Origin of the sequence: Streptomyces aurantiacus (assembly GCF_001418335.1) — a bacterium.
GTDB lineage: Bacteria > Actinomycetota > Actinomycetes > Streptomycetales > Streptomycetaceae > Streptomyces > Streptomyces aurantiacus.
The window spans coordinates 1-22,097 of record NZ_LIPP01000038.1 but is presented as its reverse complement, the minus strand read 5'-3'; the positions used below and the strand labels follow the sequence as shown (position 1 = coordinate 22,097).

Below are 22,097 nucleotides of genomic sequence, written 5' to 3'. Positions count from 1 at the left end.
AACCTTGCACTGCTCTCGGCGAACGGACCTCAGCGCCACTCATTGGTTCACTCGGACGACCTACCTGATCACCGAGCGATGAGCGTCCACAGGCGGAGGCCGGGGCACCGAGCCCTGCGGGACGACTGGTCGGCTTCTCCCTCGCACCACGCCGCACCGGGCGGTGGTGCCGGGCGTGGCATCCGGGTGCTGCTCTGCTGCGAGGGATCGATCGTGGGAGCCGGCATGCAGGCCCTCCTCGACCAGCAGCCCGACATCGCTGTCATCGGATACACGACAGGGACGGATTCCGAAGCCGCCGCCGCCGACTCGACACCTGACGTCACCATCGTGGTGGCCCCCGCGCTGACCATCGAGGACAAGCGTGAGCTGGCCGCTCTCGCGGCATTGACCAAGGTCGTCCATATCGCGAAGGCCGACAACGCCTGCCGCTCGATCGAGGTCCTGCGCCTCGGGGTCCGGGCCGTCCTCGCCCCCGACACCTCCGCCGACGAGCTGATCCACATCCTGCGGACGGTCAGCGCGGGCAGTGCGATGGTCATCCCCGAAGCGGCCCGCCGGAGCCTCGACCACCTGCCGCACCGACACGCTTCCGCGCTCGCCGCGAGTGTCGTCCCCTCGCTGACTCCCCGGGAGACCGAGGTGATCGCCCTCCTCACCCAGGGAAAGTCCAACGCGGACATAGCGCAGAAACTTTCGGTTTCCACGGCGACCGTTCGGTCGCACGTGCACCATTTACTCAGAAAACTGGGCGTGGGAAGTCGCGCCCAGGCGGTGGCCGTCGCTTACGAGACCGGTCTCATGGCGGCGATTGAACAGAATTCAAGGGACCCGGATCGGTACTAGCAGGCCCAAAACAATACACTTTTCAACTGTGGCCCTATGCACGGAATTCACGCGCGGTAGCCGTCGCCGATCCGGTCACCCACCGTCTCGGCGACGACCTCGGCCATCAGGTCGAAGTCGGATACCAGCTTTCGAAATGGCGGGCTCTTCATGTCGTGCTCGAAGTCCTCCATGCTCGATACCTCGATGATTTCGACGTAGGAGCAGCTCTCGTTGACGGTGTCGGCGTCGGCGACAGCGCCGGTCTCGGCATCGCCGTGCCCGCCGGCCGCCGGCTCGACGATCCGCTGGACACTGAAGGCCATGACACTCGGCAGGTCGGGACACGTGGCGTAGTCGACGTCCCGGACCCACCTCTCGAAGCGGCTCGGTGCCACACCGTCGAGCAGACGGATACGGTGAACGATGATCGTCATGGAGTACTCCGTTCCGGATCGAGCAAGGTGACTGTGGCGACCGGGGCGACCGGGGCGATCGTGCCGACCGGCAGTTGATGAGGGCGTCGGCACATCAGCGCCGCCCGGTCCGGCGGCGGTTCCCGCTCAGGCCCAGGGCCCGTGCGATGTTGTTCTTCTGGATCTCGTTGGTGCCGGAGAAGATCCGCGAGGGGAGCGCGTCACGCAACAGCGTCTCCGCCTCCCCGCCGAGGACACCGAGCGCGCCGCGCAGCTGTATCGCGTCGAGGCCCAGTTGGACGGCCGCCTCGCTGACGGCCAGCTTCGCCAGCGCGGGTGCCACGTCGTCCTCGTCACCCCGTGCCAGCCCCCAAGCGGCCTTGTACAGCACCAGCCGGGCCGACTCCAGACGCAGGGTCATGTCGACGACGCGGTGACCGACCGCCTGGAAACTGCCGATGGGCGCGCCGAACTGTTCACGCTCTCCGGCGTACTCGATCGTCGACTCCAGGACCCGCCGCATGGCGCCGAGATAGACCGCGAAGAGACAGGTGCGCTCCCACTTCATGGAGGAGGAGAACACGCTCGCTCCCGCGCCCTCGGCTCCGAGCACATCGGCCAGGGGCACCACACATCCGTCGAAGTGAACATCGGCTGTCGGGGAGCCTCGCAGTCCGACCTTGGCGTAGGGCGGCCCCACACTGAGCCCGGGTGCGCCCGCCTCGACGACGAACGCCGTCAGGCCGAAGAAGCCCCGGCCCGGCTCGGTCGCCGCCTGTACGACGAAGACATCGGCCACCGGCGCGTTCGTGGTGAAGCACTTGCTGCCGTGGAGCACATAGTGGTCGCCCCGCGACTCGGCACGCGTGCGCAGGTTCAACGCGTCGGAACCGGCCTCGGGTTCGGTGATGGCATGCGCCGCGATCCGCTCTCCGGAGCAGAGCGCCGGCAGCAGACGCCGCTTCTGCTCCTCCGTACCGAACTCCACGATCGGCATCAGGGACGCGAACAGGTGCGCGGCGACGGAGAAGGCGAAACCGGTGTCGGGGCAGCCGTACCCGAGGGCTTCCATGACCGCTGAGGCGGCCACCGCGTCCAGGCCACTGCCTCCCTGGTCGAGAGGCACGACGCCACCCACCAGGCCCTGTTTGCCCGCGAGCAGCCAGCGCCTGCGGAACTCGTCGGGGTCGAAGGCCGTGGTGGCCTCCTCGTGCTCGCCGCCCAACTCGCCGCCCAACTCGCCGCCCAGCTCGCGCCGGGCGAACGCCACCGTCATGGCGCGCATCTCCTCGACGTCCGGGTCGAAATCGAAGTTCATCGTGATCCGCCCCTGTGTTCCTCGACGTGTTCCTCGACGAGTACGTGATAGTTGATGCCGCCCGTGCCGAACGAACTCACCGCGGCGCGCCTCGGCTGCCCCGGCCCAGTGACCCATGGCGAGGGTTCGGTCGAGACCCTGGCCGGAACGGCCGCCAGATCGAGCGCCGGGTTGATGGTGCGCAGGTTGGTGTTGGGCGGCAGTGTCCGCTCCCGCATCGCCAGCAGCGTGCGCAGGAGTCCGGCGCTGCCCGCGGCGGCGAAGGTGTGGCCGTAGAACGACTTCGCCGACCCGATCTCCAGCGGACGGGCGCGCGGGGCCCTGCCGTAGACCCTTGCGACCGCGGCGATCTCCACCCGGTCTCCGACCTTGGTGCCGGTGCCGTGCGCCTCCAGGTAGTCGACCGCGGAGGGTGCGAAGTCGACCTGGGCGAAGGCCCGTTCCATCGCGCGCGTCTGTCCCCCGACATCGGGAGCGATCAGGGACTTGGCGTCGTTGGACGCCCCGACGCCGCGTATCAGACCGAGGATCTCGTCCCCGTCGCGCAACGCGTCACCGTAGCGCCTGAGCAGGAACAGACCACAGCCGTCGCCCGGAGTGAAGCCGTCGGCACCCGCGTCGAACGGTGCGTTCCTGCTGTGCGACAGCAGGCCGAGGGCGGAGCACAGCACCATGTCCCGGGCGTTGCAGGCCAGTTCGACGCCGCCGGCTATCGCGAAGTCGGCAGTCCTGGAGCGGAGCGCGCCGACCGCCATGTCGAGCGCGGCGAGGGACGAGGCACATGCCGCCTCCACCGCGAGCGGGACCGCGTCGAGCCCGTACTCGTTGGCGAGGAGAGCGGCGATCCCGCCGGCCAGACAGCCGTCGAGCAGATCCGGCAGGACAGCTTCGTCCGGGGGACCCATGTGCTCGCGTACGGATGTGAGGAGCGACTTCTTCTGGAGGGGGGACAGGCCGTTGAGCGCGGCGAGCTGAGCGACCGTCTCCTCCAGGTCCTGCAAGGACGACTCGGCGTTCGCACGGCGTTCGCGGGTCAGCCCCAGGTTGCTGCCGACGGCGACAAGACCGCGCCCGCTGACCGCGCTTGCGCCGTGCGGGGCGTCCGACGCGAGGAGTTGCGCGGCGACGCCGAGGGCGAGGCGCTGCGCACCGTCCATCGAGGCGTAGCGCGAAGAGGTGATCCGCAGGCCGGGTGGGGGAGCGGCCGGCAGCGTCGTATGACCGCCCTGGTCGGTGTAGCTGTGGGTGAGGCTCAGGGCGCCCGGGGCGTAGTAGAGGTCCCGGTCGAGAACGGTCTCCGGCACCGGGCCGATCCGGCTGACGCCTGAGCGGACGGCATGCCAGAAGCTCTCCGCGTCGGGCGAGTCCGCGAACCACCCCGCCAGTGCCACCACCGCGATCGGCTCGCCGTCCGATGGCGATACCGATGCCGATCCACTGTCCTGGACCGCGTACCGGGCCACCGGTCCGTCCCCCGGCAGCCGGGTCAGCGGAACAGACTCGGCAGCCGGTGCCCGGCCGAGCCGGTCCGCCCCGTCGTGCCCTTCGCGTACGGGATGTCCTTGGCCTGCCGGATGTTCTTCGGGTGCCGGGTGTTCTTCGAGTACGAGGTGGCAGAGCGTCCCGGTGAGGGAGGCGCCGTGCACCGTCGCTCGGCGCGGGCGGCCCTCGTCGCCCGGTGGCCATGGTCCGCTCGCGCCGGGCAGTCGCAGTGGTGTGCCGGAACGCTCGAACTCCGACGGGCTCCGCGCCTCCCACTGGGGTGGAATCCTGCGGTGGTGCAAGGCGAGTGCGACCTTGCTGATGGCGGCGACTCCCGCGTTGGCGAAGGTGTGTCCGAGCCGGTCCTTCACACTCCCCACGGCGACGGACCCGGCGGCAGCACCCTCATGGAGCGCGGCGAGGGCCTCCAGTTCCGCTCGAACCTCCTGCCCGACACCGGATCCGACGCACTCCACGTACTGGATCGCCTCCGGGCGTACCGCTGCCGCGCGCAGCGAGTCGGCGGCGGTCGAACGGCGCAGACCCACGGAGAGCGAAGAGGAGAACGGTCCCGGGCGCGGGTCGTGCCGCAGCGAGCAGTCGAGGATCGTGGCGTAGATCCGGTCACCGTCGCGTACGGCGGTGGACAGCCGTTTCAGCAGGAGCGCTCCGACGCCCTCGCCGAGCACGAAGCCGCCCCCGTCCGCCGCGAAAGGGCGGCTGACGGTCGAAATGAGCCCCTTGGCGTCGAGGGCCCTGGCGAACAGCGGGCTCTCCCGGCGCTGGCCGGCGACGACCAGCGCCGCGTCGGACAGTCCGCCGCGGAGGTGCTGGACGGCCTGGGCGACAGCCGCGTAGGAGGTCGCGTCCGCGGCCTCCATCGCCAGTGTCCTGCCGTGGAACTTGAAGGCCGTCGCGATGCGCGCCGGGATCGTGCTCGCCATCTCGCCGACCCGGTCGTGCGGGGAGCCGCCGAGGCGCCGCGCCAGGAGCGTGCGCAGTTCCTCGGCGGCCTGCCCGGCGCTTTCGCGGTCGGCGCCCGCCGAGAGGGCCGCACGTTCGACCTCCCGGGCGTAGCGACTCGCCTCGACGCGCAGTGCGTTGGCGTGCTGGCGGTCCAGGCCGAAACAGGTGCCGGTGACGACATCCGTTCGCTCGACCGGCAGCGGGCGTCCGGGGTGCCCCGCGTCCGCCAGGCACTGCCGGGCGGCCTCAAGCATGAGGATCTGCATGCGGGCCATGGAACCGGCCTGGGCAGGGGGAATTCCGAACCGGGCGACATCCACTTCCATGTCGTCGAGGCCGGGGCTGATACCGAGGCCGGGGCCGCGTCCGTGGGCGGCAGCGGAGACGGCCGTATCGGGACGTTCCTCACTGACCAACTGCCAGTATTCTTCGGGACCTTGCACACCCGGGTACAGGGCGGCGATACCCACGATCGCCACGGGCTCCGGAGAAAGGGTGTACTCGCTTCGCCCCACTGCCGAATCGGACCGCATGATATGTGGACGCTCCCGCTGGTTGGCCCGGCTGACGGTTCGGAAATTCCGCGAAATAGGACAATCGGAGACCAGGAGGGCCCAAAGAAGAAAGAGGTGACCGAATGCGTACCTCAGGTCCTGGCGGCCGCGGGCTCCCGTCGGCTCGACATGACCGCGGACGGCAGGGTCAGCGCGGGGTCCTGGGCGAGGATCTCCGTGTGACGCCGCTGGAGCGGAACGCCCGGCTGGATGCCCAGTTCCTCGTCCAGCCGCCTCCTGGTCCACTGGAACAGATCCAGGGCCTCGCCCTGCCGGCCGGTCCGGTAGAGAGCCAGCATGAGCAGCTCGCAGAACCGCTCGCGCAGCGGGTACCGGGCGACGAGCTGACGAAGCTCCGCGATCGCGCCCCCGTCGTCTCCCACCGCCAGGTAGGCGCTGACCAGGTTCTCCCAGGCGGTGAGCCGGCGCTCGTCGAGAAGGGCGGCAGCGCTGCGGGCCCGCAGCCCGTCACCCGCGTCGAGCAACGCGGGTCCCTGCCAGAGCGCGAGAGCTTGCTGCAGCAGCACCAGTGAGCGGTCCGGGCGGACCGGCAACTCGGCGGCCCCTCGCGCGGCCAGGTCGAGGAACCTGTTGCTGTCGACACACTCGGGCGGGACTTCGAGGAGGTATCCGTTGTGCACGGCACGCAGGACGGAGGCGCCCTGACGCTGCTGGGCGGAGCCGAGGATCACCTTGCGCAGTCGGGTCGCGTGCGCCTGCAAGGCGTTTCGGGTGTTGCCCACCAGGTGCCCGGACCACAGTTCGTCGGCCAGGTCCTCATTGGATACGGCCCTGCCGGCTTCCAGTGCGAGAAGGGCGAGAAATGCCCGGACCTTGTTTGCGCGTATGGTGCGATGCTTTTCGTTCGTGCTGATGGATACAGAGCCCAGAATGTTGATCTGCAAGCTTTTCCCCCGGTGTGTGCTGCGCGATGGAGAGGTCGGCGTGAAAACGCACACTGCTTCAGCAAACGGCTCGGAGCGCATCTCGTCGAATTGATAATGCTTCAGCGAGGTGGCGGGCGGGCGACGTTTCTGCCGGTCAGTCTTTCAGCCCTTCTGGCGCATGTCATCAATCAGCCGGTCGATTTCCCCTCTCCACGTCCGGCCGACTTCCGAGGCATGGTCGGCTCCACCATGTGTTGAGGAGGGCTGTGGCGGGAGTCAACGAGGAGTGGACTGCCGTGGGTGGACAGAGGGGTGCCACCTCCACCATTAGGGCCCTTCTGATGGATCTCCGCGGCGTCGCGACGCCCGGCACGCACTCTCGCCGCACCGGGCACAGACCCAAGTACGTCCAGTACGCGGGCCTGTGCCCGGCACGCCGAGAGCACGCACCGGACGCCGCTCCTTCACCCACGGAGATCCATCAGAAGGGCCCTAGGTGGCTGCGCGGCTCGGCCCCGGCCGAGCCGCGCAGCCCCCGGTCTCGGGCGGTCCTGGTGTCAGCGCCCCTCGTCGCCGGACAGCTGCTCGCGCAGGACCGTGTCCAGGGTGATGGGTGCACGGCCGAGCAGGGCGGCCAGGGTCGGGTCGACGGTGGCGAATTCGCCGGCGCGGCCGGCGGCGAAGACGCCGAGCAGCTGATCCGCGGTCTCGGCGGGGACGCCATGGCCCACCAGTTGCTGCCGGAACTCGTCGTCGGTCGCGGTGCTCCTCGTGAAGGTGCGGCCTGTGGCCTCGGTGGCGACGCGGGCGATGTCGTCGAAGGTCAGCGCCTGGCCCGCGGTGAGCGGCGGCGTGGGGCCGTCGAAGCGGCCTTCGTCGGCCAGGACGGCGGCGGCCGCCTCGGCGAGGTCGGCGTGGGCGGTCCAGCTGACGGGCCCGTCCGCCGGAAGCACGATCTGGCCGGACTGCAGGGCGCCACCGAGGAACTGCATCGCGCTGGTGGCGTAGAAGCCGTTGCGCAGCGAGGTGAACGGCACGCCGGAGGCGCGCAGCGCTTCCTCGGTGGCCGCATGGTCGCGGCAGGGTTCGAAATGCGACGAGGCGGCGGCGCCCATGTGGCTGGTGTAGAGGATGCGGCGGGCACCGGCCGCGACGGCCCCGTCGATCGCGGCGCGGTGCTGCCGTACGGCCTCTTCGCCCATCTTGTCGACCGAGACGATGAGTACTTGCGTGGCGCCCTCGAAGGCGTGGGCGAGGCCGGCGGGGTCGGTGAAGCTGCCCTGTCGGACCCGTACCCCTTGATCGGCGAACGCCTTCGCCTTCTCCGGGTCGCGGACGCTGACGCCGACCCGGTCCGCCGGTACGCGGGTCAGCAGCCTTTCGACGACCTGGCGTCCGAGCTGTCCGGTGGCTCCGGTCACGATGATCATGGTGTGCTCCAATGATGTGGTTCCGATGGAAACAAAACGAGCGTATCACCGATATTTTCATTGGAAACACGTGTGCGGTATCGTTGATTCATGCCCCCACGTGCACGCGTCAGAGACAGCTCGGCCGTCGACACCCGGCAGCGCGTCATCGAGGCCGCCGCCGACCTGCTGGCGCGTGAGGGCCGCGACGCCGTCACCACCCGCGCGGTCGCGGTCGCGGCAGGTTTGCAGCCGCCGGCCATCTACCGGCTGTTCGGCGACAAGGACGGGCTGCTCGAAGCGGTGGCCGAACACGGCTTCGCCGTGTTCCTCGCGGGCAAACACGTCGATCCCGACCCGCCGGACCTCATCGAGGACCTGCGGGCCGGGTGGGATCTGGCGGTCGAGTTCGGTCTGGCCAACCCCGCGTTGTACACGCTGATGTACAGCGAGCCCACGGGGGCGACGTCGGCCGCCTTCAAGGCGGGTCTGGAGATCCTGAAGGGCCGTATCCGTCGGCTCGCCGCCGGTGGCCTGCTCCGGGTCGACGAGGATCTCGCGGTGACGCTCATCCATGCCACGGGGCGCGGCGCGGTGCTCACCTGGCTGTCGCTGCCCGAGGACCGGCGCGACCCGGCCCTGTTGACCACTCTTCGGGAGTCCATGGTCACCGCCGTGACCAACGAGGAGCCGGCCGTGCAGATCGCGGGCCCGGCCGGCGCCGCCCGCGCCCTGCGCGCCACGCTGCCCGACCAGACGACTCTCAGCGGCGCGGAACAGCATCTGCTGAGGGAGTGGCTGGACCGCCTCGCCTCCGACGGCTGATCGTCGGGCGACGGGACTGCCGGCGACGAGGCCTCGGTGACCTCACCGTGGCCCGTCGCTGACGCCCTTTACCGCCTGGCCTGCAACGGACCAGCCATCACGACGGGCCGTGCGTCCAGGCGCCGGCGAGCAGCGTGGCGTACACCGGCATCTCGCGCAGGGTCCGGGTGTCCGCGGTGAGCGGGTCGGCGTCGGTCACCACCAGGTCCGCGCTGTCGCCGACCCGGATCAGCCGCTGCCCCCGGGACGAACCGGCGAGGGCGTCCGCCACCGGTATCCGCTGTTCCGGGTGCCACGGCGGACGCTCGTCGCCGGTCCGGGTCACGGCGGAGGCCAGGGTCAGCCAAGGGTCGAGCGTCGCGACGGGCGCGTCCGAGCCCAGTGCCAGGACGGCTCCGGCGGCGAGCAGGTCGGCGAAGGCGTAGGCGCGGTGCGTCCGGCCCGCCCAGTGCCGGTCGGCCACATCCCGGTCGTCCACCGCATGGGTGGGCTGGACGCTCACGGTGACGCCCAGTTCGGCGAAGCGCGGGATGTCCTTGAGGGCGAGCAGCTGACCGTGCTCGATCCGGCCGTGGCAACGCACCGCCTCGAAGGCGTCGAGAGTCATCTCGTTGGCGCGGTCCCCGATCGCGTGGATGGCGGGCTCGATCCCGTGGGAGGAGGCGCGGCGCAGCAGCGACACCAGTTCCTGCGGAGGCACCATCTCCAGTCCGTGGGAGCCCGGTTCACCGGGAACAGCGCCGGGGTACGCCTCGTGGCACAGCGCGGTACGGGTGTTGAGCGAGCCGTCGGTGAGCAGTTTGAACGGCCCGACCTCCAGCAGCCCGCCGGGGGTGTCCAGGGCCTGGCCGGTGCAGTACCCGTGGTCGATCGCCGCGTCCAGGTGCTGGGGCCAGATGGAGGCCGCGACCCGGAGCGGCACAGCGGCGCCGTTCATACGGCGGGTCCAGTCCGCGATGTTGTCGGCGTACTCGAAGTCCACGATGCCGGTGATCCCGCGCGCGGCCGCGGCGACGCACGCCTCCTGCACCCACTGGTCCGTCAACTCCACCGAGGCAGTGGGCAGTTCGGCCACGGCCTGGATGCACTCGTCCTCGCGCAGCAGTCCGGTGGGGTGGTCGCCCCGGTCCACCAGGGCGAGTCCGGCCGAGTTGAGCCAGGCGCAGTGGAGATCCATGCTGATCAGCATGACGGGACGGTCCGGGACGAGGGCGTCGAGGAGGTCCTTGTGGGGCGCGTCGGGCCACAGTCCGTCACGGAAGCCGTGGCCGATCATCGGCTCACCGGGCGGCAGAGTGGCGGCCCGCGCGCCGGCCGCGTCCGCGGCCTCCCGCGCCGAACCGGCGCCGGACACGTCGAGCCGGCGTCGCAGACCCGCCCACTGCACCATGTGCACATGCGAGTCCCACATCCCCGGCAGCAGGGTGCGGCCGTCGAGGTCGAGGCTCCGCCCGTCGGCGCGCGGTGCTTCGCCCGCCGGAAAGACAGCCCTGACCTGACCGGACTCGATACGGACATCGCTCAGTGGCCCGCCCGCGCCCAGGTGGACGCGGCGCAGGGTGAGCGGCTCGGGGGTGGCAGACCGGGCGCCGAGTGCTGCGGGTGTTGCGGGTGACGTGGGTGTCGTGGGTGTCGTGGGGCTCACGGCTTCCTCCGGGTGTCGCGCATGGCGCGGGCGAGTTCGGGACTGGCGTACGGTTGCCCGGATTCGAGGGCCCTGGCAAGGCGGAGGACGACCTCCTCGCGCTCGTCCTGGCTGAGTTTCGCCTTGGCCGTCACCTTCGTGGCGGGCAACCGGAATCCGGTGACGGCGGGAGCGAGCCGGTGCGCGTGGGCCGCCACCCGGGCCAGCCGCCATGGTTCGGGAAAACGGTCCTCGAAGTGGTCGACGGTGGCGGACAGTACGTCGTAGGTGTCCGCCGGGTCGAGGATCTCGGGACGGCCATGGACGTGCAGGACCGTGAAGTTCCAGGTCGGGACGTGAGGTGTCTCCTCGTACCAGGTCGGCGAGATGTAGCCGTGCGGTCCCTGGAGCACGACGACGACCTCGTGGGAACCCAGTTCGTGGTCCTCGGCGTCGGTCCTGGCGAGGTGGCCGAGGAGCGCGGGGACCGTGCCCCCTGTGTGCCCTGTACTCCCGGCGTCCCCGGTGTCCCTGGCGTCCTGTGGTGAGTCGTCCACCAGCACGGGCAGGTGGGAGACGACCAGCCCGCGGTGCGCGGTGTGACTGATCAGGGTCGCCCACGGGTGGTCACGCGCGAGATCACGCATCCACCTGGGGTCGTCCACCCGGAAGACCTCCTGCTGCAACATGTGCGCTGTTCCGTTCTGTCAGTGCAGGGCCGTCAATGGAGGACCGTCAGTGCAAGGCCGTCAGTTCTCGGGGAAGTGGCAGGAGACCTGCCGACGTCCGTCGGTCGTCGGCGCGGTCGGCACCGGCCGCTCCGTGCCGCAGCGCTCCTGACTCTTCCAGCAGCGGGTGTGGAAGGCGCACCCGCTCGGCGGCCGGGTCGGGCTGGGCGGGTCCCCCTGCAGCACTATGCGGCCGGTGGCGCCCCGATGGCTCGGGTCCGGATCGGGGACGGCCGAGAGCAGCGCCCTGGTGTACGGATGCGCGGGGCGGGAGTAGACCGTGTCGCGGTCACCGTGCTCGACGATCCGCCCCAGATACATGACGGCGACCTCGTCGGCGACGTGCCGGACCACGGCCAGGTCGTGCGCGATGAAGACGTAGGCGAGCCCGAACTCCCGCTGCAACTCCTTGAACAGGTTGATGACCTGTGCCTGGACGGACACGTCGAGCGCCGACACGGGCTCGTCGCAGACCAGGATCTTCGGGCGCAGCGCGAGCGCGCGGGCGATGCCGATGCGCTGGCGCTGCCCGCCGGAGAACTGGTGGGGGTGCCGGTGCGCGTGCCCGGGGTCGAGCCCGACCATGTGCAGCAACTCGCGGGCCCACGGGGCGCGTTCCTGCTTGGGCATCAGGTCGCGGTGGATGTCGAGCGGTTCCCGGACGATCTCCAGCGCCGTCATCCGGGGATCGAGGGAGGTGTACGGGTCCTGCATGACCAGCTGGATGTCCCGCCTGCGGCGGCGCAGCTCGGCCGACGGCAGCGCGAGCAGATCCTGGCCCTCGACGAGCACGGTGCCGGCGGTGGGCCGGTCCAGGGCCATCAGCAGGCGGGTGAGAGTCGACTTGCCGCACCCTGACTCGCCCACCAGGCCGAGGGTCGAGCCGCGCCGCAGGGTCAGGTCGACGCCGTCGACGGCCTTGACCGTGGCCCGGCGCCGGCCCCCGACCGGCAGCGAGCCGGACCGGTAGTGCTTGACCAGGCCGCGCGCCTCAAGCAGCGGGACGTCATCGGGCACCGGAGACCTCCAGCGGATAGTGGCAGGCGACGAGGCGCGCGGGCGGGGCCGGGAGGAGCATCGGCTCCTGCGTCGTACAGCGCTCACGGACGTCGGGACAGCGCGGGTGGAAGGGGCAGCCGGCGGGCAGCAGCCCGGGACCCGGCGGGCTGCCGGGGATGGGGGTGAGGTCGTCGGCGTCCCCGCCGAGGCGGGGCACGGCGGCCAGCAGCCCCCGGGTGTAGGGGTGCGCGGGCCGGTCGTAGAGCTCCTGGACCGGGGCCTGTTCCAGGATGCGCCCGGCGTACATGATGGCGACGCGGTCGGCGGTGCCGGCGGCCAGTCCCAGGTCATGGGTGATCAACAGCAGCGCGGAGCCCGTCTCCTCGCGGAGTTCGGCGAGCAGCTCCATGATCTGCGCCTGCACGGTGACGTCCAGGGCGGTGGTGGGTTCATCGGCGATGAGGACGTCGGGGCCGAGTGCCACCGCCATCGCGATCATGATGCGTTGCCGCATGCCGCCGGAGAACTGGTGCGGATGGTCGCGGTAGCGCCGGGCCGGGTCGGGGATGCGGACCCGGGCCATCAGCTCGACGGCCCTGGCACGGGCCTCGCGGCGGCCGACGCCCTCGTGGGCCCGGATGGTCTCGGCGATCTGGAAGCCCACGGTGAGGGTGGGGTTGAGGGCGGACAGGGCGTCCTGGAAGACCATCGCGATGCGTTTGCCGCGCAGGGCACGGAACCTGTCCGGAGGCAGGGTCAACAGGTCCGTGCCCCGGTGGCGGGCGCTGCCGCCGACCCGGGCGGTGGCGGGCGGGAGAAGACCCATGACGGCCATCGCGGAGATGCTCTTGCCGGACCCCGACTCGCCGATGAGCGCGAGGGTCTCCTCCTCGTGGAGGGTGAACGAGACTCCGTGGACGACGCGTTGGTCGGCGCCGGACCGGGACAGGATGTCGACGGTGAGGTCCCGCACGTCCAGCAGCGGGGCGTCCGGCTGGGTGTCCGGCGGGGAGTCCGGCGGGGAGTCCGGCGTGGCTTTCACGGTCGGGTGGTCCATGAGGGGATCCATGGGTCGGTCACCGGCCTCTCGGATCCAGGGCGTCGCGCACGGTGTCGCCGAAGGTGATGAGCACGAAGACGGTGAAGGACAGGAAGAGCCCGGGGAAGATCAGCAGATGCGGGTGGGTCTGGAAGCTGTTCTGGGCTCCCGCGAGCTGAAGCCCCCAGGAGATCGAGGGTGGTTGGAGCCCGACGCCGAGGAACGTCAGCGCGGCCTCGGCGACGATCACACCGCCGACGGTGATGGTGGCGAGGACGAGGACCGGGGTGAGGGCGTTGGGCAGGACGTGCTTGCGTACGATGTGCCACTGGCTCGCGCCGAGGCTGCGGGCCATCACCACGTAGTCGGCCTCGCGCACCGAGCGCACCGACGCCCGCACCACCCGGGTCATGGTCGGCCAGCCGAACAGCGCCAGGACTCCGGCCACCGTCGGTACGTCCCGGGTGGTGACGCTGTTGAGGACGACGATCGCGCCGAGCAGGAACGGGAAGCCGAGGAAGACATCGGTGATCCTGGCGATCACGCTGTCGACGATCCGCCCGGCCATTCCGGCGAGGCAGCCGAGGACCAGTGCGACGGCGAGCCCGAGGCCGGTGGCGAGCAGGCCGACGCCGAGCGAGGCGCCCGCGCCGTGGATGACGTTGGCGTACAGGTCACAGCCCTGGACGTCGTATCCGAAGGGGTGTCCGGAGGCCGGGCCCTGGGCGCTGTGGCCGAGTTCGCAGACGGTCGGGTCGCCGTGCCCGAACCAGCCGGCGAAGAGGCCGGGCGCGGCGGCGAGCAGGAGCAGCAGCAGAGCGCAGCCGCCGGTGAGGAGGAACACCGGCCTGCGGCGCAGCTCGCGCCAGGCCCCGTGCGCGGCCCCGTACGAGGCCTCGGGTGAAGGGCCCTCTTGCACCGGGACCTTCTGAGGGACTTTCTGAGGGACTTTCTGAGGGGTGAGTGCGGCGTCAGTCATGGCGGATCCTCGGGTCCAGGAGGCTGTTGAGGAGGTCGACCAGGACGCTCGCGGCCAGGAAGATCAGGATGAGCGCCGTCGACACCCCCACCACCGTCGGCCCGGCGTGGGCGCGGATGGCCTGGAAGAGCAGCTGGCCGATGCCCGGGAGGTTGAAGACGCCTTCGATGATCACGGTGCCGCCGAGCAGGTATCCGAGGTCGATGGCGAGGTAGGTGACCGCCGGGATGAGGGAGTTGCGCAGCACGTGGACGCCCACCACTCGGCGCCGCGTGAGGCCCTTGGCGACGGCGGTGCGTACGTAGTCGGCCCGCAGGTTCTCGATCACCTCGGCCCGCACCAGCCGGGACACCGACGCCAGTCCGAAGGCCGCGACACACAGCGCGGGCAGCAGATAGCTCGTCGGCCAGCCGTCGGTGTTCCCGGCGACCGGAAACCACCCGAGGCGCACACCGAGCACCACTTGCGCGGTGTACGCGAGCACGAACACCGGCACCGAGGTGGCGCCGATCGTGAACGCGAGCACCGTACGGTCCGTCCACGTCCCCTGGCGCAGCGCGGCGAGCACCCCGAGCCCGACCCCGACGACCGCCTCGATGCCCCAGGCGGTCAGGGCCAGCTTCAGGGTGACCGGCCAGCGGTCGGCCATCTGCTCGGCGACGGAGCGCCCACTGAAGTCGGTCCCGAGGTCGCCGTGGAACAGGCCGGCCAGATAGTGGCCGTACTGGACCAGCAGCGGATCGTCGAGGTGGTGCTGTTCGCGCAGGGCCCGCGCCACGCTCGGGGCGAGCGGCCGGTCGCCGGCGAGCGCGGCGATGGGGTCGCCCGGCAGGACGTACGTCATCGCGTAGATGACCAGGCTGATGCCGAAGAAGACGAGCAGCGCCTCCAGCAGGCGGCGTACGAGGTACGTCATCCGGGTTCCCCCGCGAGGTCACGGTCATGGTTACGGTCACGGGCGCGGGCGTGGTCCGCGGCGGCCAGCAGCGCCCCGTACTGGATCCCGGCCAGCGTCGGGATCGCGATCGGCTCGCCGGTGGCAGGGCCGGCCTCGCGCTCCCAGGTCTCGTACGTCTCCAGCAGCTCCCGGTGGCACCGCCGCACTTCGGGGGTGGCGGTGCCCGCGACCACTTCGGCGTTCAGGGCGCGCAGCAGCATGCCGCCGAAGCGGACGCGGAGGCTGTGCACCCCGGCTTCGCAGTCGAAGCGTTCGGACACGGTGGCGGCCCGGTCGGGCAGCTTGTCGGCGCGGGCCGACTCCAGTGTGGCGAGTTCGGCCAGCGACGGTACGAAGTCGCGGACCGCCCGCAGGAACGGGGACCGGATGCTCAGGTGCGGGTTCGCCGTGTCGAGGATGCCGCCCAGGAACGCCGCGGCCTCGCCCAGTGCCCGCGCCCGGACCCGGATCACGTCCGCGTGGCGCTCCTCGGTGGGTGTGTTGTCGTCGGCGTCCGGATGGCTCCAGTGCGGGACCTCGGTGACGAAGTAGAAGGTGCCGTAGCGCTCGGCGTACGCGGCGCTCGACGAACCCGCGACCTTGGCGGCGGCGTCGACGCCGAGCCCTTCGAGATAGTCGTACGCGTCCTTCATGTCGATGCAGCCGTAGACCGCGGGGGAGTAGACCGGGGCGTGGGCCGCCTCGGGTTCACCGGTCGCGAGCGGCATGCCCAGCGAGGCCGGGATATCCGCCAGGACGCCGTACAGCTCCGGGGCCGGACGGTTCATGTAGTAGTAGACGCCGCCCGCCTCGCAGTTGTGCAGGGTGGTCAGGAAGCGCGGCCGGGTGGCGTCCAGCAGCCGCATCAGCGCCAGCGTCTCGGGCAGGACGCGGTCGAACCACGCCTCCTTGTAGGCGAACGGGAAGGTCCACTCGACCTGCTCGTTGCCTGCGGGCCGGTAGAAGTGGCGTCCGTAGTTCCGCTTGTCGGTCGGGGTGGCGAACCAGCCCTCGTTGAGCCGGGCCCCGTCCGGGTCGATGCACGGCACGATGTGCCAGGCTCCGCCGAAGTGCCCGCGCAGTTCCGGGCTCTCGCACAGGGCCGTGGCCAGGTGCAGGGCGGTCACCGCGCCGACCGGTTCGTTGGGATGCACCCCGCCGACGACGACGTATCCGCCGTCCTCGTCGGTGGCCAGGCTCGCGGGGCCGTCTCCTACGGTGAAGCAGTACAGGGGCTCACCGAGGGTGGAGGTGCCGATCCGGCTCTCGGTCACCAGGTCGGGATGGGCCGCGGTCAACGTGCGGAAGGAGACGAGGAGTTCGTCCACGGCCGGGTAGGCGTGCGTCTCGGGTACGGTCGCCGCGTGCCGTACCCAGTTCCCGGGGGACGGCATGGCGGGGGCGGACTGCTCGGATGTCGCGGCGGTCATGCTGGTGCGTGTCTCCGGGGGTGTCGGGAACGGGGGTGCGGGTGCCGGCCCGTCCGTACGCGTACGGACCTGGGTACGGGTGAGAGGCACGGGGCGGTCAGCCGACGACGGATATCCGGCTGAGCTCGATGTCGGCCGGGCCCACGGTCACCCCGGAGATCTTGTCGGTACTGGCGTAGATGTAGCTGCCGTAGAAGAGCGGGATCACCGGGAAGTCCTGGAGTACGCGCTTCTGCGCGTCGTTGTAGAGCTTGGCGGCCGAGGCGGTGTCGGACGCGGTGTCGGCCTGCTGGAGCAGCTTGTCGACGTCGCCGTCGCTGTAGTGGCTGCACACCTGACAGCCGCCGGCCTTGGTGAAGATGCCCCGCAGGGTCGCCTGCATGCTCGGGTAGAGGGCGCCCCAGTGCGAGTGGTTGAGCCCGGTGATCTTGCCGGCGAACGCCTTCTCGCTGAACTCCGCCCAGTCGGCGGTCGGTACGGCCTTGACCGAGCCGATGTCCAGGTTCTGCCTGAGCTGGTTGGCGACCGCCTTGTACAGCTCGTCGAGGCCGAGCCCGCCCGGGTAGGTGATGGTCAGCTCTCCCGACCAGCCGCCCGCCTCCTTGAGCAGCTTCTTCGCCGCGGCCTGGTCGAACGCGCAGGCGTCGCAGATGTCCGTCTCGGCGCCGACCTCGGAGGACGGAGTGAGAGAGGTGGCGGGCGTGTAGAGGCCGCCGTAGATGGCCTTGTTGACCGCGGACCGGTCGATCGCCATGGACAGCGCCTTGCGCAGCCGGATGTCCTGGAACTTCTTGTCCTGCAGCGGCAGGCCCATGAACTCAAGGGCCGGCGCGTCGTACGTGTACAGCCGGTCCCCGAAGTCGGCCTTGGCCTGGCCGTACTTGCTGACCGGCACGTAGGCCAGGTCGACGTTGCCCGCCTGGACGTCGGTGTACGCGGTGTTGAGGTCGGCGTAGCTCTTGAACGTGATGGCGGACGACTTCGGCCTGGTCCCCCGGTACGCCGCGTACGCCTTGACGGTGGTGCCCTCGTCGGCCTTCCAGGCGGTGGTCATCTTGAACGGACCGTTGCCGATCGGCTTCTTGTCATAGCCCTTGGGGTCCGTGAACGCCGCCTTGGGCAGCGGATAGAAGCCGAGCTGGCTCGGTGTGAGCTGGAGCGGGAACTGGCTGTCCGGGCTGGTGAGCGTGACCTCAAGCGTCGTGGCGCCGACGACCTTCACACCCGAGAGTGTCTTGGCCTTCGGCTTGCCCTTGGCCGGGTTCAGCGCCGCGTAGCCCTCGATCCCGGCGAGCTGGCCGTTGCCGGACCAGCCGTTGGGGGCGTAGGCGGTGGCGTTCCAGGCGTCGGCGTAGCTCTGGGCGGTGACCGCCTCGCCGTTGTGGAACTTCCAGCCGGAGCGGAGCTCGATGGTCCAGTGCCGGGCGTCGGTGGAGGTCACCGACTTCGCCTGGACGTAACTGATCGCGCCCAAGGCGTCGACCTTGACCAGCGGGGCGAAGAGTACGCGCAACTGATCCCAGCCGACGGTGGAGCGGCCCGGAGTGAGATGGTCGGGCTCGGCGACGGCGACCGTGAATCCGCCGGTCTTCGCCGCACCGCCGCTGCCGCTCGTGCCGCCGGAGCAACCGGCACCTGCCAGGGCGAGAACGAGGGCCAGCGATAGGCTCGCGGGTGCTGTGAACATGGGTGATCTGGGCAAGACGACTCCATGGGAGAGCAGGGACGCGCCTGGCCCGGTCTCAGGGAGGAGACCTGGCCGATCGGGTGCTCACCAGGGCGCGTACCGGGATACTGGGCTTCGCTGAGATGCCATGTCAATGCAAAGCTGCGAAACTTTTAAGATGAGATGAAAGTTAACGAGGAGGAATCAATGCCCGGCGAGGCTCCAGCCAGTACCGCGCACGACAGCTCCGGACGTCACGGCACTGCCGGACAGCACGGTGGCGCCGACGGCTGGAGCCGGGAGGCGTTCGTGGAGGAGGTCGGGCTGGTGTGGGAGGCGGCCGGGAGCAGCCGGATGGACGGTCGCATCATCGCCTATCTGCTGATCACGGACGTCCCGTACGTCTCGTCGGCGGCGCTGGCGCGCGCTCTGCGGGTCAGCGCGGGCTCCGTCTCGCTGGCGACCCGCCGTCTGGTCGAGGCGGGGTTCATCAGGCGGCACGCCGTGCCGGGAGAGCGCAGCCACTACTTCCGCGCCGACGACGACGTGTGGGGCAGCTTCCTGGCTGGTGAACGCCGCCACCTGAACCGCCAGGAGCAGCTCGCCGAGCGGGCCCTCGCCCTGCTCGGCCCGGAGGAGGAAGCGCCGCGCCGCCGCCTGGGCAACATGCGCGACTACATGCGCTGGCTGCGGGACGGCCACCACGAGCTGCTGGCACAGTGGCGGACCTACCGGTCCCAGGCCGCCGACCAGACGACGGACCAGACGCTGGACCAGACGGTGGACCGGCCGGTGGATCAGGCCGTGGGGCAGGCCGCCGGGCTTCAGGAGGAGAGCGGCCAGGTGGCCCGGGAGCCGTTGCCGGCGTCCGCGCCGACGGACGACGAGGAGATCGGCGACCGCCTCTCCGCCACGCTGAGCCCGGTCATGGCGCAGCGTCTCGTGCCGGACGCGCTGTGGGCCGCCGCCGAACCGCTGCTGGGCGCCGGCGTCGGCTCCGCCAACGAACGCGCGGCCTTCACCGCCGTCGTCTACGTGCTCACCTCGGGCTGCGGCTGGCAGCAGCTCCCGGCGCAGTTCGGCGTCTCGCACTCGACCGCGCACCGGCGCTTCACCGCGTGGAGCAGGGCGGACCTCTGGCAGCGCTGGCTCGACTCCTTGTCCGCGGCGCCCGTCGACGCCGCGGACCTGGACTGGTGCTCGATGATCGTCAAGTCGGCCGTGAGCCGCCGGCCCGCCGGCGGCTCATGACCGCGGTCAACTGCCGGGGACGGTGTCCTCGAACGTGGTGCCCGCGCCGCGGTACGCGCTCAGCCTGGTCGCGACCTGCGCCGGCGTGAGGACCTGGTCCTTGACGTGCAGGACGTAGTCGACCTGCTGGTCGTACGCCCGCGCGGTGGTGCTCGTCTGGCCCGCGAGGTCGATCAGCCACTGGTTGAAGTTGATCGACATCGGCCGCTCCGGCAGGTACGCGGAGTCATGGGTGCCGAAGAGCTGTCCGTCGATGTAGTACTTGATGGTGCTGTTGTCGATGGTCAGCACCAGGTCGTGCCAGCCGCTGTAGCTCCGCCGGGCCTCGGTGTGCTGGTTGACCGCCACCCACGGCTCGGCCTGGTAGGTCTCCCAGGACGTCGTGTAGAGGATGTTGGACGGCTCGCCCCAGCCGCCGTTGGGCAGGTACTCGAAGTCGTACTCGGAGTAGTCGTCCGCCAACGGGGCCTTGAGGTCGTTGATGGTGAAGAACGTCTGGACGAGACGGTCGCCGTCCGGGCCGTACTTGGGGGCGTCGTTGAACCTGACCCGCGCCGCGTAGGTGCCGTTCTTGAACTTCGTCGCCTTGGTGAGGATCTCGGTCTGCTTGGTGCTCGCCGCGGTGCCGGCGGTCGAGGTCTCCAGGTTCATGACGGAGTTGCCGCCCGTGGTGGCGAAGGTGACCTTCTCGGGTGCCCAGGTGGCGCCGGGCACGCCGGGGCCACCGGAGTTGGCGCGCACGCTCCAGCCGTTCGCCGAGATCCTCGGGTCGTTGTAGCCGCTGTAGTTGAAGTCGTCGAACAGCGTGGCGGCGTCGGCCGGGGGATCGGTCGGCGGGTCGGTGGGCGGATCCGTCGGCTCGTTGCCCGCGGGCGCCGTGCCCCACACCGTGGTGCCGGCCAGCTGCGCGGTGACCTTGGACCAGTCGCCGTACGAGGTCCGGGAGGCGCCGAAGGAGTAGTCGTCGCTCTGGTTCAGCGACGCCCAGTTCGACTGGTAGAAGCGCAGTTGCAGGTCGCCGGTGTCGGCGCCGGGGGCCAGCGAACCGGCACCGGAGGTGAAGCCGATCTCCAGGTAGCGGTCGGCCGTGGCGGTCGGGTTGGCGAGCGTGCCGAAGGTGCCCGTGACGTTGGCGCAGCCCTTGACGGCCCAGGAACAGGCGAAGCGGTAGGTCGCGCCCGCCGAGTCGGCCTTGAAGTAGTAGCGGAGCTTGATGCTGCTCAGCTGCACGCTCGCGGTGCCGGTGTTCTTCACCTTGAACCAGGGCTCGGCCTGGTCGGCGCCGGCTCCGGTGGCGCTCGTACGGTACTGGACGCTCAGCCCGTCGGCGGCCGCGTTCGCGGTGGCCGGGAGTGCGGTGAGCGCGGCGGCGCCCATGGCCACCGCGACGGCGGTGTGCGCGGTGGCGCGCAGCCGGTTCTTCGCGAATCTCATGGTGGTTCCTCTCCAGAAAGGTGGGGGTGATTCCCGGAAACGGATGGGTCGGAAATGGCTGGGTCAGGGGTGGCGGTGGACGCCGAGCGCGTCGAGCCGGGCCGTGTGTCCGTCGAGGCGGGACCGGAAGTCGGTCCAGTCGGTGGGGCCGCTCCAGCCGCGGTCGGCGAGGGCGCACAGCCGCGGGTAGGTGAGGTATTCGATGTGGGCGGCTGTCGTGACGAACTCGGTCCACAGCTGGGCCTGCGTGCCGAGCACCCGCCCGGCCACCAGATCGTCCCCGTCCTGGGACTCCTCAGGGCCTTCGGGTACGGGATCGTGGGCGTGGACGGCGCGCAGGTCGACGACGCCTCCGGGCTGGGCCGGCGGCTCGTGCGCGGCGTCGGACTGGGCGTAGTCGAGGTAGGTGGCCCGGTGGTGCGCGTTGATCACGGGGTGCCCCCGGCGGGCCGCCGTCAGGGCGTGGGCCGGCTCGCGCCAGGTCATCACCGTGAATTCGGGCGGCAGTTCGGCGCCGGTCTCGGCCCAGCCCACCGGACGGCGTCCGCTCCGGACGAGGTGGTCGCCGATCCTGCCGAGGAACCAGCCGTGCAACGCCTCGAAGCCCGACAGGCCCTCCGCCAGCGCCCGTTCACGTGCGGCGGCGCTGTGCGTCCACTCGGTGGTGGGGCACTCCTCGCCGCCGAGGTGGATGTACGGCGACGGGAAGACGTCCATGACCTCGTCGAGGACGGTGCGGCAGAAGTCGAGGACCTCGTCGTGGACTCCGAGCACGGTGTCGCACACGCCCCAGCGCGTCCACACGTCGAGCGTGCGCTCCGGATGGTTGCCCAGTCGGGGATAGGCGGCGAGGGCGGCACGTACATGCCCCGGCATCTCGATCTCCGGCACGACGGTGACTCCGCGAGCCGCGGCATACCGGACCAGGCCGGTGAGTTCGGCCCGCGTGTACGCCCCACCGTGCGGGACACCGTCGTACGCGCCGCTGCCGGCCGGGCCCTGCTGGGACTCGGTGCGGTGGCCGCCGATCTCGGTGAGCTTGGGGAAGGCGGCGACCGGCATGCGCCAGCCCTGGTCGTCGGTGAGATGCAGGTGGAACACGCTGAGCTTGTGCAGGGCCAGCAGGTCGACGTACCGGCGCAGGTAGGAGACGGGCTGGAAGTGGCGTGCCACGTCCAGCATCGCGCCGCGCCAGGGGTGGCGAGGAGCGTCGGTGATGTCGGCACACGGCAGCAGCCACCGCGTACCGCGCTGCTCGGTCGCCGACAGGGCCTGCGGGGGCAGGAGTTGACGGGCCGTCTGGATGCCGCGCAGCAGTCCGGTGGGGT

17 protein-coding genes and 1 pseudogene are annotated in these 22,097 nt (G+C 70.6%); 3 read left to right on the top strand and 15 right to left on the bottom strand.

The annotated features are described in order from the left end of the window. The first annotated feature begins 78 nt into the window (after window positions 1–78). Complete coding sequence (locus AOK01_RS46085) at window positions 79–846, top strand: response regulator transcription factor (protein WP_281181313.1); 768 nt, start codon at window positions 79–81, stop codon at window positions 844–846. Window positions 847–893: 47 nt separating this feature from the next. Here AOK01_RS46085 and AOK01_RS06510 read toward each other — a convergent pair whose 3' ends face one another. From AOK01_RS06510 to AOK01_RS06490, 5 genes are all read right to left on the bottom strand, one after another. Continuing rightward, window positions 894–1,262 carry a RedY protein gene (locus AOK01_RS06510; RefSeq protein WP_055509375.1) on the bottom strand — a complete coding sequence of 123 codons (369 nt, stop codon included), beginning with the start codon at window positions 1,260–1,262 and terminating at the stop codon, window positions 894–896. Window positions 1,263–1,356: 94 nt separating this feature from the next. Then, window positions 1,357–2,559, bottom strand: a complete 1,203-nt coding sequence (redW, locus tag AOK01_RS06505; protein WP_055509372.1) for an L-prolyl-[peptidyl-carrier protein] dehydrogenase — start codon at window positions 2,557–2,559, stop codon at window positions 1,357–1,359. Beyond that, window positions 2,556–5,486: a beta-ketoacyl [acyl carrier protein] synthase domain-containing protein gene (locus AOK01_RS06500; protein ID WP_342671027.1), complete on the bottom strand. Its 2,931-nt coding sequence runs from the start codon at window positions 5,484–5,486 to the stop codon at window positions 2,556–2,558. The genes redW and AOK01_RS06500 overlap by 4 nt, the downstream gene beginning before the upstream one ends. Window positions 5,487–5,653: 167 nt before the next feature. Then, a complete protein-coding gene (locus AOK01_RS06495) occupies window positions 5,654–6,520 on the bottom strand; it encodes an AfsR/SARP family transcriptional regulator (RefSeq protein WP_342671026.1) in 867 nt (288 codons plus the stop codon). Window positions 6,521–7,005: 485 nt separating this feature from the next. After that, the gene (locus AOK01_RS06490; protein WP_055509368.1) at window positions 7,006–7,878 is read right to left on the bottom strand and encodes an SDR family oxidoreductase; all 873 of its coding nucleotides are present in this window, start codon (window positions 7,876–7,878) and stop codon (window positions 7,006–7,008) included. Window positions 7,879–7,968: 90 nt separating this feature from the next. Here AOK01_RS06490 and AOK01_RS06485 point away from each other — a divergent pair, with 90 nt between their 5' ends. Next, window positions 7,969–8,682, top strand: coding sequence for a TetR/AcrR family transcriptional regulator (locus AOK01_RS06485; protein WP_055509364.1), 714 nt, complete (start codon window positions 7,969–7,971; stop codon window positions 8,680–8,682). 97 nt (window positions 8,683–8,779) lie between these two features. Here the strand turns inward: AOK01_RS06485 and AOK01_RS06480 are convergent, their stop codons facing one another. The 8 genes from AOK01_RS06480 to AOK01_RS06445 form a co-directional block, all read right to left on the bottom strand. Next, complete coding sequence (locus tag AOK01_RS06480; RefSeq protein ID WP_245702137.1) at window positions 8,780–10,327, bottom strand: amidohydrolase; 1,548 nt, start codon at window positions 10,325–10,327, stop codon at window positions 8,780–8,782. Beyond that, window positions 10,324–10,995, bottom strand: a complete 672-nt coding sequence (locus AOK01_RS44745) for an FMN-binding negative transcriptional regulator (RefSeq protein ID WP_055509362.1) — start codon at window positions 10,993–10,995, stop codon at window positions 10,324–10,326. Before AOK01_RS44745 ends, AOK01_RS06480 begins: the two co-directional genes overlap by 4 nt. A gap of 60 nt (window positions 10,996–11,055) precedes the next feature. Beyond that, window positions 11,056–12,051, bottom strand: a complete 996-nt coding sequence (locus tag AOK01_RS06470; protein ID WP_055509360.1) for an ABC transporter ATP-binding protein — start codon at window positions 12,049–12,051, stop codon at window positions 11,056–11,058. Beyond that, the gene (locus AOK01_RS06465) at window positions 12,041–13,090 is read right to left on the bottom strand and encodes an ABC transporter ATP-binding protein (RefSeq protein ID WP_079103200.1); all 1,050 of its coding nucleotides are present in this window, start codon (window positions 13,088–13,090) and stop codon (window positions 12,041–12,043) included. The genes AOK01_RS06470 and AOK01_RS06465 overlap by 11 nt, the downstream gene beginning before the upstream one ends. A gap of 19 nt (window positions 13,091–13,109) precedes the next feature. Then, on the bottom strand, window positions 13,110–13,991 hold the full coding sequence (locus tag AOK01_RS06460) for an ABC transporter permease (RefSeq protein ID WP_245702136.1): 882 nt from the start codon (window positions 13,989–13,991) through the stop codon (window positions 13,110–13,112). Between the two features lie 52 nt (window positions 13,992–14,043). Next, on the bottom strand, window positions 14,044–14,967 hold the full coding sequence (locus AOK01_RS06455) for an ABC transporter permease (protein WP_055509358.1): 924 nt from the start codon (window positions 14,965–14,967) through the stop codon (window positions 14,044–14,046). Then, window positions 14,964–16,418 carry a M14 family zinc carboxypeptidase gene (locus AOK01_RS06450; RefSeq protein WP_213862059.1) on the bottom strand — a complete coding sequence of 485 codons (1,455 nt, stop codon included), beginning with the start codon at window positions 16,416–16,418 and terminating at the stop codon, window positions 14,964–14,966. The genes AOK01_RS06455 and AOK01_RS06450 overlap by 4 nt, the downstream gene beginning before the upstream one ends. A gap of 97 nt (window positions 16,419–16,515) precedes the next feature. Continuing rightward, a complete protein-coding gene (locus AOK01_RS06445; RefSeq protein ID WP_245702134.1) occupies window positions 16,516–18,120 on the bottom strand; it encodes a peptide ABC transporter substrate-binding protein in 1,605 nt (534 codons plus the stop codon). Window positions 18,121–18,267: 147 nt separating this feature from the next. Here AOK01_RS06445 and AOK01_RS46745 point away from each other — a divergent pair. Further along, window positions 18,268–19,225, top strand: a pseudogene (locus AOK01_RS46745) (transposase); the annotation flags it as partial. A gap of 116 nt (window positions 19,226–19,341) precedes the next feature. Here AOK01_RS46745 and AOK01_RS06435 read toward each other — a convergent pair. Together AOK01_RS06435 and AOK01_RS06430 are read right to left on the bottom strand one after the other, a co-directional pair. Beyond that, complete coding sequence (locus AOK01_RS06435; RefSeq protein ID WP_055509352.1) at window positions 19,342–20,769, bottom strand: cellulose binding domain-containing protein; 1,428 nt, start codon at window positions 20,767–20,769, stop codon at window positions 19,342–19,344. 63 nt (window positions 20,770–20,832) lie between these two features. Further along, window positions 20,833–22,097: beta-N-acetylhexosaminidase (locus tag AOK01_RS06430; protein WP_055509349.1), on the bottom strand; the 1,265-nt coding region annotated here is incomplete at its 5' end.